Genomic DNA, 775 nt, shown 5'->3' with positions numbered 1-775 from the left:
CCCCGCCTGGGTCCAGTATTTGCGCGCTGCCTCCAGCATGTTGAAGGTGCCGGTGATATTGGTCTCGATGAAGTCGCCCGGCCCGTCGATCGAGCGGTCGACATGGCTTTCAGCCGCCAGATGCATCACCGCATCCGGGCGGTGGCGCTCAAAAACAGTGTCTAATGCGGCGCGGTCGCGGATGTCGCATTGCTCGAAGGCATAGTCCGGGCTTTCAGCCGCTTCCGCCACATTGTCCAGGCAGGCGGCATAGGTGAGCGCATCGAGGTTCACCACCTGATGGCCGCGGGCGATGGCCAGCCGCACCACGGCTGAGCCGATAAAGCCGGCGCCGCCGGTCACAAGAAGCTTCATATCTTATCCTTCCCAGACAAAGGGGCTGTCGAAATCCGCGAGGGCCGGCGCCGCGGCGTCTTTTCCGCTGAGCACCGGGCTGCCGTCAAACCCCCAGTCAATGCCGCAGCTGTCCCAGGCCACCGCGCCGTCGCACTCCGGCGCGTAATAATCGGTGCATTTATAGACCACCTCGGTACCGGGCGCCCGGGTGACAAACCCGTGCAGGAAGCCCTTGGGCACCAGGAGCTGCTTGCCGTTTTCCGCGCTGAGTTCAATGCCGAACCACTGGCCGTAAGTCGGCGCGCCCTTGCGGATATCCACGGCCACATCAAACAGCGCGCCCTGGCCGCAGCGCACCAGCTTGTCCTGGGCATGGGGCGGCGCCTGGAAATGCAACCCGCGCAGGGTGCCGGTCTCCGCCGAGACAGAATGGTTGTCC

The 775-nt window shown here is 64.5% G+C and carries 2 protein-coding genes; both read right to left on the bottom strand.

Features of this window, described 5'->3' with window-relative positions:
* Window positions 1–354, bottom strand: a 354-nt coding sequence (locus A9D60_RS05640; protein ID WP_141117833.1) for an SDR family NAD(P)-dependent oxidoreductase, incomplete at its 3' end; no start/stop codon positions are given.
* A gap of 3 nt (window positions 355–357) precedes the next feature.
* Window positions 358–775: dTDP-4-dehydrorhamnose 3,5-epimerase family protein (locus A9D60_RS05635; protein ID WP_065266700.1), on the bottom strand; the 418-nt coding region annotated here is incomplete at its 5' end.

Source organism: Leisingera sp. JC1 (genome assembly GCF_001679925.1).
In the GTDB taxonomy this organism is placed as follows: Bacteria; Pseudomonadota; Alphaproteobacteria; order Rhodobacterales; family Rhodobacteraceae; genus Leisingera.
This window is presented reverse-complemented; position numbering and strand designations above follow the sequence as displayed.